Raw genomic sequence first — 13,868 nt, 5'->3', positions numbered from 1 at the left:
CCTCCCGGCGGCTGACGTGAGAATGTCATGAGAAATTTCATCCTGAGACGGCTGCTGCAAACGCTGCCGATGCTGCTGCTGGCCTCCTTTATCATTTTTATGCTGTTTGCCAAAACGCCGGGCGATTTTATCGATGGCAATATCACCCTCACCGCCGCTCGCGCCGCCGAACTGAAAGCCATTTACGGCCTGGATCAGCCGCTGCTCACCCGCTATCTCCATTGGCTCGGCCAGCTGCTGCGCGGCGATCTGGGGTTCTCGCTGCAGTACCAGATCCCGGTCAGTCAGTTGCTCAACCAGTACATCTGGAACTCCTTCCTGCTGGCCAGCGTGGCGCTAGTGTTCTACTGGGGAATTGGCCTGACGGTGGGCGTGATCTCGGCGCTGAAGCCCAATTCTGCGTTCGATCATCTGGTGAGCGTCGCGGTTTTCGCCGCCATGTCGTTCCCGACCTTTTTCCTCTGCCTGCTGCTGATCAAATGGTTCGCCGTCGATCTGCACTGGCTGCCGGTGGGCGGCATGACCAATACCGGCAGCGACGACAGCGGCTGGGAGTATGTGCTGCAGGTCGCCGCCCATCTGGCGCTGCCGGTACTGGCGCTGGTGATGCTTCAGGCGGGCAGCCTGACCCGCTATTTTCGCGCCAGCATGCTCGAGGTGGTGAAAATGGATTTTATCCGCACCGCCCGCGCCAAAGGGCTGCGTGAACGCACGGTTATCCTCAAGCACGCCCTGCGTAACGCCCTGCTGCCGATCATCACCCTGCTCGGCTTCGAGCTTCCGGGACTGTTCTCCGGGGCGATCATCACCGAAAAAGTGTTTAACTGGCCGGGAGCCGGGCATATTCACATCGATTCGCTGGCCGCCCGCGACTACCCGGTATTAATGGGCTTCACCCTGTTTCTGGCGGTGCTCACCATTCTTGGCAACCTGATTGCCGATGTGCTCTACGCGTGGGCCGACCCGCGCATTCGCGTGAGGTCCTGATGCTTAGCTCTCTGTTCTCTTCCAACCGACGCCTGCGCAAGGCGGAAATCCCGGCGCTGGCCCAGGTGACCCCATCCCCCTGGCGTCAGGCCTGGCGGGCGCTGCGCCGCAACCGGCTGGCGATGCTGTGCCTGCTGCTGCTGACGGTTATGGCCCTCTGGTGCGTCCTGGGACCACTGTGGTCGCCGTGGCAAGACGACGCCACCGACGCCCTGATGATCAACAAGCCGCCCGGCGCGGCGCACTGGCTGGGCACCGACTTTCTCGGTCGCGATATCTATACCCGCCTGCTGCTGGCCGGGCGCATTTCACTGATTATTGGCCTGCTGACCATGCTGCTGTCGGTGGCCCTTGGCTATCTGCTCGGCGCGCTGTCGGGCTACGCCGGCGGCCTGACCGATAAACTCATCATGCGTTTTGCCGACCTGGTGATGACCATCCCCGGCCTGCCGCTGCTGATTGTCGCGGGCGCGATGCTCTCCGAACTCGATTTCTCGCCGGACTCACGCATCTATATGGTGGTGATTATGCTGAGCCTGCTGGAGTGGCCGAAGCTGGCGCGGCTGGTGCGCGGACAGTGCCTCTCCCTGCGCGAGCGCGACTTTATGCTGGCGACCCAGGTACTGGGGCTGTCGGCGCGACGCCGCCTGTTTGGTCATCTGCTGCCGAATACGGTACCGATTCTGGTGGTGATGGCGACCATGGCGGTGGCTAACGCCATCCTCAGCGAGTCGGCGCTTAGCTACCTCGGGCTTGGCGTGGTGCCGCCGACGCCATCGTGGGGCAATATGATGGACGCCGCCAACAGCCTGATCGACTTTCAGCGCCGTCCCTGGCTGTGGATGCCGCCAGGGATCGCCATTTTTATCACCGTTATTGCCATCAACGTGCTGGGCGACGGCCTGCGCGACGCGATGGATCCCAAAATGAAACAGAGGCTGAAATGAGTCGCCCGTTAATTACGTTTAATCAGCTTTCGGTCTCGTTTGCCGCCGACAAAAGCCGGGTACGCGCGGTGCAGGAGGTATCGTTCTCTATCCACGCCGGGCAGACCGTCGGCGTGGTCGGCGAATCCGGCTGCGGTAAAAGCGTCACCGCCCTGTCGTTGATGGGCCTGCTGCCGCCGCAGGCGGCGCGCATTGACGGCGGGGAGATCCTTTTCGCGGGACAGGACCTGCTGCGGCTGAATAAGGCCCACATGGCCGATCTCCGCGGCAATCAGCTGGCGATGATTTTTCAGGAACCGATGAGCGCCCTTAATCCGGTACTCACCGTCGGCGAGCAGCTGTGCGAGCCGCTTATTCGCCACCGCGGCGAGTCGCCGAAGCTCGCATGGCAGCACGCTATCCAGCTTCTGGCGGATGTCGGACTGGCGCGCGCGGATAGCCTGATGGCCAGCTATCCGCATCAGCTCTCCGGCGGCATGCTGCAGCGGGTGATGATCGCCATGGCGCTGAGCTGCCAGCCGAAGCTGCTGATTGCCGATGAGCCGACGACCGCGCTGGACGTCACCGTGCAGGCGCAGATCCTGCGACTGCTGCGCGACCAGGCGCGGGCCAACCGGATGGCGATGATGCTGATTACTCACGATCTCGGGGTTATCGCGCAGATGGCCGAACACGTGGTGGTGATGTACGCCGGGCGGATCGTCGAGCAGGGCGCGACTGCCGACATTCTGCGCAACCCCCAGCATCCCTATACCCAGGGGCTGATTGCCTCGCGCCCTGTGCCGGGGGAGCGGCGGCGACGCCTCTACTCAATCCCCGGTCAGGTACCGGACCTCGCCGCCCTGCCCGTCGGGTGCGCCTTCGCCGAACGCTGCGCCAACGCGACTGTACGCTGCCGCCAGGGCGTTCCGCCGCTGGTGGGTCAAACCCAACAGGCGGCCTGCTTTTACAGTGAACTCGCGGAGTCCGTGGTATGAGTCATGAATACATAATTGAAGTGGATGGGCTGAAAAAGCACTTCCCGCTGCGCGATGGGCTATTCGGTCAACAGACCGGCGAACTGCGGGCGGTGGATGGCGTGAGCTTTAAGATTCGCCGGGGCACGATTTTTGGCCTGGTGGGCGAATCCGGCAGCGGGAAAACCACCGTTGGCCGTACGCTGCTGGGGCTGTATGAGAAGACCGCCGGTAGCGTCAAGTTTCGCGGTCAGGAGCTTGCCGAACTGTCGCCGCAGGCGATGCGCGCGCTGCGCCCGAAAATCCAGCTGGTGTTTCAGGATCCCTACAGTTCGTTAAACCCGCGCATACGCATCGGTGACGCCATCGGTGAAGCGATGCTGGAGCACAAGCTGTGTCGCCGGGAGGAGCTGTATGACAAAACCATTGACGTCATGCGCATCTGCGGTCTTGCGCCGCAGCACTACCACCGCTTTCCGCACGAGTTTTCCGGCGGCCAGCGCCAGCGCATCGGCATTGCCCGGGCGCTGATCTTAAACCCGGATTTTATTATTGCCGATGAGCCCATTTCGGCCCTCGATGTATCGATTCAGGCGCAGATTATTAATCTGTTTTCCGATCTGCGCGACGACCACGGGGTGACGTTTTTGTTTATCTCCCACGACCTCGGCGTGGTAGAGCATCTGTGCGATGACGTGGCGGTGATGTACCTCGGCCAGCTGGTGGAGACCGCCGGTCGCGATGCGCTATTCAGCCGACCTTTGCATCCGTATACGCAGGCGCTGCTGGCGGCGGTCCCGACCCTCGACCCGGACAGCGAGCCGCTGGCGGTGGTGCAAGGTGAAATACCCGATCCGTCGAGGCCGCCCGCCGGCTGCCGCTTTTCCTCCCGCTGTCCGCAGGCCAGCGACCGCTGCCGGCGCGAGATCCCGCTATTAAGGGAGGTCGCCGACGGCCACCGCGTCGCCTGCCATGCGGTTTAGCATCGGCCAGGCTTCAGACCATAAAAAAGCCGCCCACAAGGGGCGGCTGCTTCGTAAGTGCAAATCGGGGTTAATTACTCCTCCAGCGCGAAGGCGATAATATCATCGCCCACGTCCGGCGAGTGGCTGGCGCCCCCGGCGGAGATCACCACGTACTCTTTACCGGTTTTCGGTGATTTATAGATCAGCGGCGCCGCCACGGCGCCTACCGGTAGACGGGCGCGCCACAGCTCTTTACCGGTGGCGGAATCCAGCGCGCGCAGGTAGTTATCCTGGGTTCCGGCGAAGAACACCAGGCCGGATGCGGTTGACGTCGGGCCGCCCAGCGTCGGCATCCCCAGCGGGATATGCATATGCGTTTTCAGCCCCAGCGGCCCGGTATCCTCCACCGATCCCATCGGTACCTGCCACATCAATTGACGGGTATTGAGATCGATGGCGCTCATGGTGCCAAACGGCGGGGTATTACAGGGGACGCCCAGCGCCGACTGCAAAATATCGATCCGCACGCCGCCGTATGGCCCGGCGATTTGCGGACGCACGGTCCCCATAAAGCCCGGCACCTCGTCGGTGGAGACTTTATATTTCGCCATGTCCTCTTTACGCACCAGCGACATTCTCAGCGGCATACGCATATCGTTGACGAACAGCGTTCCTGTACGCTCATCGATAGTGATGCCGCCCCAGTTCATGCCGCCCAGCAGGCTCGGCCATTCGATATACGGCTTCTCTGACGGCGGCGTGTACATCCCCAGATACGTCGATTCTTTGAAATCGATACGGCACATCAGCTGATCGAACGGCGTCACGCCCCACATGGATTTCTCGGTGAGCGGCTCGACGCCCAGCTGCGGCATACCGGTGGAGAACGGCTGGGTGGCGGAGAGGTGTTCGCCTTCCGCGCCGTCGTGGGCGACGGGCCGTTCTTCTACCCGGGTCACCGGCTTACCGGTGCGCCGGTCAAGCACGTAGATTTGCCCGGTTTTGGTGGTCTGGATCAGGACCGGAACCTCTTCGCCCCGCTCATTTTTCATATGGAACAGCACCGGCTGCGACGGCAGGTCGTAATCCCAGATATCATGATGCACGGTCTGGAAGACCCACTTCGTCTCGCCGGTGCTGGCGTCCACCGCCACCACGGAAGAACCGTATTTCTCTTTGGCCGCGTTGCGATCGCCGCCCCAGTAGTCCGGCGGACCGTTACCGGTCGGCAGATAAATCAGGTTCAGCTCTTTATCAAAGCCCGGCACCGTCCAGACGTTCGGCGTTTCAAGGGTGTAGACGCGGCCTTTAACCGGGTCGGTAACGTTTTCTGGCTGGCCGACGTCCCACGCCCACACCACGTTTCCGTTTCGTACGTCAAACGCCCGTACCACGCCGGAAGGTTCGCCGTGCACGATATCGCGCACCCAGCCGCCGAGGACCGCAATATGCCCCATAATCACCGGCGTCGAGGTCGGGTGGTAGCGTTTGCTGTTTTCGGTATTGTCCATCCCCTGCTTCAGATCGACGCTACCGTGATCGCCGAAGTCGTCGCACGGTTCACCGGTTTTGGCGTTCAGGGCGATCAACCGGGCGTCGACGGTCGACACCAGGATACGCTGCGGGCACTGCAGCAGCGCCGGGCTGGCCTTCTCTTCCGCGCTCAGCGAATCATCGCTTTGTACATCGTAATAGCCAACGCCGCGGCAGGTGACGTGTTCGGCGGTACCTGCGTGCGGGTCAAAACGCCAGCGCGCTTTACCGGTATCCGCATCCAGCGCGGTGACAACGTTCAGCGGCGTACAGGAGTAGAGCGTGTCGCCAATTTGTAGCGGGGTATTTTCATCGACGCCAATGCCGGCGCCGGTAAGACGGCGGCCGGTGTGGTACGTCCAGGCGACTTTCAGATTTTTGACGTTTTGCGGGGTAATCTCATCGTACGGCGCAAAACGGGTGCCGGAGGCATCGCGACCGAAAAACGCCCAGTTATCGCTTTTCGACGCGAGGGTCGGCGTTGCGTCGCCGCTCGCGTTGACTACGCCGTTATGAATGGCGCCGTGCGGGTAAAACGCCGATACCAGGGTCGCCAGCAGCACGAGGAAAATCGCCGAGGCGCTCCAGTTGGCGTAGCGCCGCCGCGCAGGCCGCATCGGCAGCGTCGCCGCCAGCCACAGGGCCAGCATCAGCATCAGCGCGGGAACCACCAGCCGCGGGATCAGGCCCCAGTAGCTGAACTGCACTTCATACAGCGCCCAGCAAAGGGTCAACAGGAAAGTCAGAATGGCAAAAGGCAGGACATAGCGGCTGCGGATGAGATAACCGACGGCGATGAGCAGATAAGCGAGACCGGCTAACAGGTACCAGGCGCTGCCGCCGAGAGAGAGGAGTTTGCCCCCCCAGAGAGTGAAAAAGAGTCCAATGCCAAAGCTGAGTAATACAAAAAGTAATCGGTAAACGGTGAAGAAAACCCCTCTCCCGCTACCTTGTCGTTCGTCCATAGTTCATTCCATACGACTTCAGTCGAAAAAACCAAAACATCTAATATAAATAGCGCCTTATCGAACAGATAAGAGCACAGACCACATATCATGTTGGTTGGACGCTCCCGGACAGAGCGAAGAACGTAAGGAATTATATTCATTTGTAAAAATAATGTAAAACTATCACGCATGAAATGTTTAAAATTTTTTAATTTATAAAAGTAAGTTGCGCGGATACCAGGCTATAACGACTGCCGCAGGGCCGCGTGGCGCCCGACGTTCAGCCTCCCTGGCGCCGGAGATATCAGCCGTGCCTGCGATGGCGAACGAGTAAAACCCAGCTAACCCAGCCTCCATCGCAAAACGATCTCTCGCTGAATACCGAAACCCTGAACGATGGCGCTGGTGAAAACCCGCCTCCGGAAACGGGGACTGTTGAATCAGCGCAACAGCAACGGCTCGCGGTGCCGTACGGCGCAACGGTTATTTAAAACGCCGAATGGCGATTCGCTGACTGGATGCATCAATATTCAGAGGCAGCATGTCTTTAAATCGCAACAACGACGGACGCGTCAGTAATGCTGAAACGGATCCTTTCATTTTTGGCATGAATAGCCAGATGCGTTTTTATCGTCATATTATCTGCGCCCCCAGGAGATCTCTACAATTGGCCTTATCTCTCTTAACTATGCCCATTGCTTTAAGGTTTCTCAGCTTTCCTGTTATGAAATTATTGTCCATCAGCGCAGGTTTACCCCGATATTGCCGGTGGGCAGCCCCCGCCCGCCGGCAAATACGCAGCGAGGGTAATTAGCCGTTACGCTTGACGCAAATATCGCGTAGCGCGGCGGCAAGATCCAGCTGTGCCAGCTCTTTCAAGCCTTCTCGCTTGATAAACTGGCTGCGGTGCTTGCTTTTAACCTCTTCCAGGCTTTTCTTTATCTCGCTCGGCGGTAATTTATACCAGCCGCGACGATGCTTCTCGCCGCCAATTTCCAGCCAAAGCTCAGAATAACTGGTTTTTACTCTCTCACTTTTAACATGATAATGGCTGTCAATCGCATAGATCTCCTTGATATTGAAATGCGACAAAAAGCCGTACAGCAGCGTGATAATTAAGTTTTTAGGGCGGATGCCGTAAAGCTCTTTGGTCAGCGCCTTCACTTCTTCATTATCAATGTCTTTCCCCCCCTGGATCCCGCCAATCCACGCCTGACCATCTGCGGTACAGGAAAAACAGATACTGTAGACGCGCCTATCGCCGAGGAACATTAACAGCATCAGCTCCCCCTCCTCCTGAAAAGGCGATGCCAGAAGCTTCACATCAATACAGGTACCGTTTTTCAGCGGAATAGCGATTAATGAACGACCGAACGCCGCCATATCGTACAGCTGCGGCAACGCCTCGGGACGGAAGGTTTTCTCTATAAAATTCAATGCGCCATGAGCAATATTGAGTTTCGCTCTTTTTGACATTTTTTTATTTAAATAGGCTTTGAAGGGTTTATCTTCAAAGTTAACCAGCCCCTCGGTTGCGCCGGTTAATTTCGCGCAAGCGTAGTTTTCACATAATGTCTGATATTCCTTATATTTCCCTCCGATTAGCGATATCTCGCGGCATTTACGCAATGCCTTTTTATAGTTGAGTTTAACGTGACAAATAAATTTATTATTTTTCCGCCATTCTTTGATAGCGGCTACTGCGGTTGTCGAAGCCATTGACCATAATCCATAGATACATCCATAAGCCCGCCAATATTAGCATAGTTTATACAAGTCAATGTTTAACTTACCGGTCGTTGTCGATTCGTTTAATAAATAATTTGCTCAGCGCTAAAATAAGCGCCGCCAGATTCTGAAATAGTCTTTCAACTATTATTATTGGTAGGTTGCCGGTTATTTCCTGCTTTAACAGAACCTACCCGCACTTACCGCTCTGTGCTGCCGGCGCGCGCGCCGGGTGCATCCCCCAGCCGTTTTGCCTATACTTGCTCACGGTCAAAACTGAACTTAAGTGGGTAACGCATGGAAATTGATCTCGATAACCTGGTCTTTAACGGACTGGAAGAAGCGCAAGAGCGCAACGCTGAACGTCTTGAAGATGCCGATAAAAAAGCGCAGGCCATTGTTGCCGATGATGACTGCGGCGACGCCTGTAAGATCTAACCGCTAAACCGGCAATCCTGCCGGTTTTTTTGCCCACCTCGCCGCCCCCCGTCGGTCTTAAAAGCGTCTTCAGCGCGTCTTTCAAAGAAAATTTTTCTCCGGATACGCCATTTTACAAATTTAACCTGCAACTTTTTTCTCTGCCGGGTGCGGTAATATCTGACTATCGTCCCTGTCGGCCATACTGCCCTCCCTCGGCCCACAGGCGTAAATCCACGTCGGGAAAGGACGCCTTCGCTCGACGGACATTTTTCTGTACCGACCCAGAGGCTCAGTCATGTCATACCGGGAAAATCATGCTCAATGGAACGCCTTTATTCACGCCCTGAAACAGGAAGTCAAACCCGCGCTGGGCTGTACCGAACCGGTCTCCGTCGCCCTCGCCTGCGCCGTGGCCGCGCGGCAGCTCTCCGGCGCGGTGGTGCGTATTGAAGCGGCGGTTTCGCCGAATTTAATGAAAAACGGCATGGGCGTGACTATCCCGGGGACGGGAATGACCGGCCTGCCTATCGCCGCGGCCCTCGGCGCCATCGCCGGCGATCCGCAGGCGAAGCTCGAGGTGCTGAAGAGAGCCACCCGGCGGGAAATGGAAGCCGCCAGGGCGCTGCTTGAGGCCGGCGCCGTGCGCGTGGTACTGCAGGAGCCCTGCGATGAGATTCTGTACGTTCGCGCTAAGGTCTACGCGGGGGATGAGCACGCGACGGTGACCATCATCGGCGACCACACCAACGTCGTGGCCATTGAAAAAATGGGCCACTCCCTGTTTATCAAGCACGAAAGCGCGGCCAGCGATCGTGGCGTCGACCCGCTGACGCTGGTTGCCCGCAGCTCACTGCGCGATATCTATGATTTCGTTTGCGAGGTTCCGCCGCACGAGATCGCGTTTATTCTCGAGGCGGGCGCGATGAACGACGCCCTGTCAAAGAAGGGCCTGGTTAAGGAGTGGGGTTTGCATATCGGCCCGACGCTGAAGCGCCAGGTCGACAACGGGCTGGTTTCCGACGATATGTTTACCGAGATCCTCTACCGCACCAGCGCCGCGTCGGATGCCCGGATGGGCGGCGCATCGCTACCGGCGATGACTAACTCCGGTTCCGGCAACCAGGGCATTACGGCGACCATGCCGGTGGTGGTGGCCGCCGAACGTCTTAACGCCAGCCGGCAGCAGCTGGCCCGCGCGCTGGCGCTCTCGCACCTGGTCGCCATCTATATCCATTGTAAACTCCCGCGCCTGTCGGCCCTGTGCGCCACCACCACCGCCGGGATGGGCGCGGCGGCGGGGATTATCTGGTTAATGAACGGCAGCTTTGACACCATCGCCATGGCGATCAACAACATGATCGGCGACGTCAGCGGCATCATTTGCGATGGCGCTTCCGGCAGCTGCGCCATGAAGGTCTCCACCAGCATCTCTTCCGCCTGGAAAGCGATTCTGCTGGCGCTGGATAACTCCGTCGTTTCCGGCAACGACGGCATCGTCGATCGCGATGTGGAAAACTCGATTGCTAATCTTTGCGCCATTGCCGGGCGGGCCATGCAGCACACCGACCGGCAAATCATCGAAATTATGGCGCACAAGCGTTATCAGGCGGTAAGCGCCGGGAACGAAGCATAACGCGGGGTGAAATATTCTACACTGGCGTTATTTACCGCGGCGCATTTTTTGGAGCAATAACTTTAGGCGTAACCCGTTCTTAACCCTATGAATTAAAGAGTAAAACCGACGATTAAATAAACCATGAGCGCCAGGCTCCCCGTCACCAGGGCATAGGGCATTTGGGTACGAATATGCTCAATATGGTCGCAGTTGGTCGCCATCGAGGCGACGATAGCATCGCTGGAGATCGGGGACGTCATATCGCCAAAAATTGAGCCGGAAATCGCGGCGCCAATCATAAAGTGCGGATCGATGCCTAATGAGACCCCCAGCTGAACGCCGATCGGGATCATAATGGCGAAGGTTCCCCATGAGGTGCCCGTCGCCAGCGACATGACCGCAGCAATCAGAAAGATAAAGCCGATCGAGAATCCGGAGGGGATCACGCCGGAGGTAATGGAAGCGATATATTGCCCGGTATTCAGTTCCGCTGAAATATGCCCCATCAGGAAAGCCAGGATCATGATTGAGCTAATTTTCACCATGCTGGCGTAGCCGATATACAGCTCTTTGAAAAAGTTCTCAACGTTCAGAATACCGCGCGCGCGGAACCAGATAAAAGAGACGACGGTACCAAACATGACGCCGGAGTAGACCGACATCGAACCGCTGCCTTTGGAGAACTGTCCATCGCCGGTGATATATAGCACCACCGGAACCATTAAGACGGTGGAAAGAATCGGAATAAAGAAGTTGAGCAGCGAGTGACAGGCCGGGTGATCGATAACCGGGTCCGCTTCGTCTGCCCCCTGCTCTTGCTCGATTTCCATCAGCGCGGTTTCAAACTTTAGCTCCGCCTTTTTCATCGGCCCCCAGCTGCAGCCGGAGAGAATATAAAACAGCACCGAGGCTAATGAAAACCAGGCCATCGTGTTCCAGATCATCGAGTTTGCCAGGACTTCAAAAGGCTCGCCGGTCAGGTAACCCTGCGCAATCTGCACCCCGATAACGCCCATCATCGCCGCCCCCCAGCCGTTGATCATCACCGACGAGCAGACCGATACGCAGGAGGTCTGGATAATATAGGACATCTTTTCCGGCGAGACTTTATAGCGCCGGGCCAGGTTTTTTGTCGAAGCGCCGGCGATCAGCTGGTTTATCGAGCTCTCGATAAAAATCAACGAGGTCACCAGCATCGCCAGCAGCTGTACCGATTTTTTATTGGTGACAAAATCGTTTTTTTCCGAGAGAAACTGCACCAGTTTACGCACCCCGCCGGTCACCACGATCAGCCGCATAATGCCGCCGATCATCACCATAAACACAATCGTTCGCGCGTTACCGGCGGAGGCGAAGGTTTCGATAATCCCGTTCAGGGTGCCGCCAATCCCCTGAATAATACTGTGGTTAATCACCGCGTAGCCGACAAAAATACCGGTCAGCAGCGAGAGGATCACCTGGCGGGTCAGGATCGCCAGAATAATCGTGACCAGCGGGGTAATAATCGTCCAGATACCGTAGTCATGCATGATGATTATCCTGTGTGATGTCCATAGCGGCGAAAGCGCTCTCCAGGTCTTGCAGCAAATCATCGATATGTTCGATGCCGACGGAGAAACGCAGCGTCGTGTCGTAAACCCCGATGGCTTCCCGCTCCTCTTTTGACATCGCCCCGTGGGACATGGAAGCCGAATGGTTGATCATGCTCTCCACTCCGCCCAGCGATTCCGCCAGCACAAAATAGTGCAGACCGCCAATAAAGCGTTTCAGGCTCTGGATATCTCCCTTCAGCGTCGCGGTCACCACCGCGCCGCCCGAACGCATTTGCTGCCTGCAAAGCTGATGCTGCGGGTGCGACGGCAGGCCCGGGTAGTAGACGCTGGCTATCGCCGGATGATTTTCCAGATATTGCGCTACCCGTAGCGCATTGCCGCACTGACGCGCCATGCGCAGATCCAGCGTTTTCATGCCGCGCAGGGCAAGATAGGCATCGAATGGCGAAGCAATAGAGCCGAGTGTGGTTTTAATGAAATCAAGACGGGACGCCAGCGCTTCATTATTAGTGATCACCGCGCCGCCAATTAAATCTGAATGCCCGCCGACATATTTACTGGTAGAGAGCATGACCATATCCGCACCCATTTCAAGCGGCTTATGGTTCCAGGCGCTGGCAAAGGTATTATCGACGCAGGTAGTAATAGCGCGTTCTTTGGCAATACGACAAACCTTCGCAATATCGACCAGTTCTAGTAAGGGATTCGTCGGCGTTTCAATCCAGATTAACGCCGTATTTTCCTGAATAGTGTTTATCAGGCATTGCTCATCATTCAGATCGATATAAGAAATCGTGACGCCGGTGGTATGCGTTTTTAATTTTTCAAACAGCCGCCAGGTTCCGCCGTAGACGCCTTTCATCGCGATAATATGGGCGTCTTTGGGTAAGAGCTCCATAACGATATTGGTCGCCGCCATTCCCGAGGCGGTGGCGGTGGCGTAAATGCCGCCTTCCAGTTCGGCGAGAGCCGATTCATAAGCTTTACGCGTTGGATTAGAGACCCGGGAATAACAAAAATCGCCACCTTCATACAGATTAGGTTGAATAAATGAGCTGGCCGTGACGATCGGGGTAAATATAGCATGGGTTACCGGATCGGATTGATTTCCAGCATGAACCGCCAGGGTAGCAATATCTTTAGTTCTGGTTTTCATAGGGTACACTCAAATTATTATCAGATATAAAATGTCATGAGCTCTTATTGTCATGGTCAGCGCAGCTGGCGAATAAAACAACCGCCAAAACTCCGTTTAATAGCCTAAAAAATATGACTAGCGCATCATTAACAGCATGATTTGCGTTGCCCGACTACCGTTAAAATATATATCAGGCGGGAAAGAAAATTTTGCCTATTTTCCCTCTAATCAGGGAAAAATGGAGAAAAACGTTCTCTGGCAACCAAAGTTCGTATCTTTTAATGCATTGATATAAAACGATTTAATTTTAGAGGGTGATGGTAATCACAAAAAAATAGGGGAAAATTCCTCTCTTGCGCGCCTGGCCAGGCCTGGGTTTGCGCGCTCTTCCGCTCGTCACCCGCGCCGCTGGCTGCCCAGAATGAGTTAGAGCTATTTGCCGCGAAATGCTGTATGGTCATACACTCATAAATCAGGAAATATCATATGTCAGAACGCAAAGACGCTAAAACTCGCCGTAATTATCTCGTTAAATGCTCCTGCCCTAACTGCTCTCAGGACTCAGAACACAGCTTCAGCCGAGTCCAAAAAGGTGCGCAACTCATTTGCCCCTACTGCCATAAACTCTTTCAGTCCTCATCACGATCCGCTGCATAATTATTCCCTTGCCAGATGCCGATTGCCGCGCGTGATTGCGCAATAATCAGCCAGCGCCGAACTCATTTGGCAAAAAAAGCCCGCCTGCGCGGGTTTTATTTTGATTTGAATAGACTTCCCGCGCGCTTACGGTATAGTCGTGCCGGTTTTCATATTTAAAAGGTATTTATTTGTTCCAAAAAATGACAGGTATTGTCAAAGCGTTTGATAATAAAACAGGCAAAGGCCTGATAATCCCCTCCGATGGTCGTAAAGACGTTCAGGTTCATATTTCCGCATTATCGCCCGGCGAACCAACCACAATCAGCCCCGGAATCCGCGTCGAATTTCGTCGAGTCAACGGACTGCGAGGCCCAACCGCCGCCAACGTCTACCTTTCTTAAACAGTTTTAAAAAGCGTTAAATATTTCCTGTCGTCGTCA

12 protein-coding genes are annotated in these 13,868 nt (G+C 56.3%); 8 read left to right on the top strand and 4 right to left on the bottom strand.

All coding sequences use genetic code 11. The annotated features are described in order from the left end of the window. Nucleotides 1-27 precede the first annotated feature (27 nt). Genes GUC22_RS11240 through GUC22_RS11225 form a run of 4 tightly spaced genes read left to right on the top strand, consistent with a single transcriptional unit; the run spans nt 28 to nt 3,873 of the window. The gene (locus GUC22_RS11240) at nt 28-987 is read left to right on the top strand and encodes an ABC transporter permease (RefSeq protein ID WP_004136715.1); all 960 of its coding nucleotides are present in this window, start codon (nt 28-30) and stop codon (nt 985-987) included. Then, nucleotides 987-1,934: an oligopeptide ABC transporter permease gene (gene opp4C / locus GUC22_RS11235; protein ID WP_049131269.1), complete on the top strand. Its 948-nt coding sequence runs from the start codon at nt 987-989 to the stop codon at nt 1,932-1,934. Before GUC22_RS11240 ends, opp4C begins: the two co-directional genes overlap by 1 nt. Next, complete coding sequence (locus tag GUC22_RS11230) at nt 1,931-2,911, top strand: ABC transporter ATP-binding protein (RefSeq protein ID WP_160183518.1); 981 nt, start codon at nt 1,931-1,933, stop codon at nt 2,909-2,911. Before opp4C ends, GUC22_RS11230 begins: the two co-directional genes overlap by 4 nt. Then, nucleotides 2,908-3,873, top strand: coding sequence for an ABC transporter ATP-binding protein (locus tag GUC22_RS11225; protein WP_160183517.1), 966 nt, complete (start codon nt 2,908-2,910; stop codon nt 3,871-3,873). Before GUC22_RS11230 ends, GUC22_RS11225 begins: the two co-directional genes overlap by 4 nt. 74 nt (nt 3,874-3,947) lie before the next feature. On the opposite strand, the gene GUC22_RS11220 is transcribed toward GUC22_RS11225, so the two are convergent. Beyond that, on the bottom strand, nt 3,948-6,353 hold the full coding sequence (locus tag GUC22_RS11220; RefSeq protein ID WP_049088711.1) for a membrane-bound PQQ-dependent dehydrogenase, glucose/quinate/shikimate family: 2,406 nt from the start codon (nt 6,351-6,353) through the stop codon (nt 3,948-3,950). A 792-nt stretch (nt 6,354-7,145) separates the two neighbouring features. Further along, nucleotides 7,146-8,054: a DUF535 family protein gene (locus GUC22_RS11215; protein WP_004136711.1), complete on the bottom strand. Its 909-nt coding sequence runs from the start codon at nt 8,052-8,054 to the stop codon at nt 7,146-7,148. A gap of 306 nt (nt 8,055-8,360) precedes the next feature. On the opposite strand from GUC22_RS11215, the gene GUC22_RS11210 reads away from it, so the two are divergent. After that, the gene (locus GUC22_RS11210) at nt 8,361-8,501 is read left to right on the top strand and encodes a hypothetical protein (protein WP_098067567.1); all 141 of its coding nucleotides are present in this window, start codon (nt 8,361-8,363) and stop codon (nt 8,499-8,501) included. Between the two features lie 277 nt (nt 8,502-8,778). Further along, a complete protein-coding gene (locus GUC22_RS11205) occupies nt 8,779-10,116 on the top strand; it encodes a serine dehydratase subunit alpha family protein (RefSeq protein WP_004136709.1) in 1,338 nt (445 codons plus the stop codon). A 92-nt stretch (nt 10,117-10,208) separates the two neighbouring features. Here the strand turns inward: GUC22_RS11205 and GUC22_RS11200 are convergent, their stop codons facing one another. Then, complete coding sequence (locus GUC22_RS11200; protein ID WP_160183516.1) at nt 10,209-11,627, bottom strand: Na+/H+ antiporter NhaC family protein; 1,419 nt, start codon at nt 11,625-11,627, stop codon at nt 10,209-10,211. Continuing rightward, complete coding sequence (locus GUC22_RS11195) at nt 11,620-12,807, bottom strand: trans-sulfuration enzyme family protein (protein ID WP_024357945.1); 1,188 nt, start codon at nt 12,805-12,807, stop codon at nt 11,620-11,622. Before GUC22_RS11195 ends, GUC22_RS11200 begins: the two co-directional genes overlap by 8 nt. A 468-nt stretch (nt 12,808-13,275) precedes the next feature. On the opposite strand from GUC22_RS11195, the gene GUC22_RS27420 reads away from it, so the two are divergent. Both GUC22_RS27420 and cspF read left to right on the top strand, forming a co-directional pair. Beyond that, the gene (locus GUC22_RS27420; protein WP_216356110.1) at nt 13,276-13,446 is read left to right on the top strand and encodes a YnfU family zinc-binding protein; all 171 of its coding nucleotides are present in this window, start codon (nt 13,276-13,278) and stop codon (nt 13,444-13,446) included. 170 nt (nt 13,447-13,616) lie between these two features. Beyond that, nucleotides 13,617-13,829 (top strand): cold shock-like protein CspF, encoded by a 213-nt coding sequence (cspF, locus tag GUC22_RS11190; protein ID WP_004136705.1) that lies wholly within the window; start codon nt 13,617-13,619, stop codon nt 13,827-13,829. Nucleotides 13,830-13,868: the final 39 nt, after the last annotated feature.

This window comes from Klebsiella sp. MPUS7 (assembly GCF_009905335.1).
GTDB lineage: Bacteria > Pseudomonadota > Gammaproteobacteria > Enterobacterales > Enterobacteriaceae > Klebsiella > Klebsiella grimontii.
The sequence above is the reverse complement of the archived record's forward strand: the minus strand, read 5'-3'. Positions and strand labels throughout refer to the sequence as shown.